Source organism: Actinotalea sp. C106, assembly GCF_023630195.1.
Classification (GTDB): Bacteria; Actinomycetota; Actinomycetes; order Actinomycetales; family Cellulomonadaceae; genus Actinotalea.
Genome location: NZ_JALPKN010000586.1, coordinates 1 through 755, shown reverse-complemented (window position 1 = coordinate 755; position 755 = coordinate 1). Strand labels below are relative to the sequence as shown.

Sequence of the window (755 nt, the reverse complement as noted above, 5' to 3'; positions counted from 1 at the left end):
CCCAGCTCGACCACCCCGCGGGCGACCCGCAGCCGGCGGGGTGGGTCGTAGGTGCGGCCCGGGTCGTCGAGCACAGGGGCCCGGGGCAGGCGGACCGGGGGGCTGCCGAGGTAGCTCGATCCGGCGCGGGTGCGGTTCGGGGTCGCCGACAGCACCGCGACCAGGCCGTTCTTGGGGACGGTCCGACCGGGGGCCGTCATGCCCGAGTTGCCGACGAAGGCCCGCCGTCCGACCTTGGCCGGGGCCACCCGCACCCAGCCACCGCCGAGCTCGTAGGGCGCGACCATCGTGTCGTCCGCGAGGAAGGCACCGTCCTTGATCCGCATCATGCTGGGCAGGCCGATCACCGTCGAGATCTCCGTGCCGTGCCCCACCCGGGCCCCGAGCAGGCGCAGCCACGCCGGCGTGCCGACCGAGGAGTAGAGCGGGAACAGCACCGTGCGTGCGGCGTCCATGAGCCGCTCGACGGACCACGCCTGCAGGCCCGCCCGCGAGCGCACCGGGTGGTAGCCCTCGGCCAGTCCGTGCGACAGGGCGCGCACCCCGACGACGACCAGCACCGCGTAGACGGCGAAGGCGACCAGGGTCGCGACCGGCGCGAGCAGGAGAGCCTGCCCGACGGCGGCGCTGAGGGTCACCGTGTCGCGGACGGCCCGGCCCAGCACGAGGAGCCCGGCGCCCACGGCCACGACGGGCAGGCCCGCGAGGGCGATCCCGGCCAGGGCGTAGCCGAGCAGCCACGCCGTCTGGTGTCG

The 755-nt window shown here is 76.0% G+C and carries 1 pseudogene; it reads right to left on the bottom strand.

The features are described from left to right. Window positions 1-755 (bottom strand): annotated as a pseudogene (locus L0B03_RS18640) (amino acid adenylation protein); the annotation flags it as partial.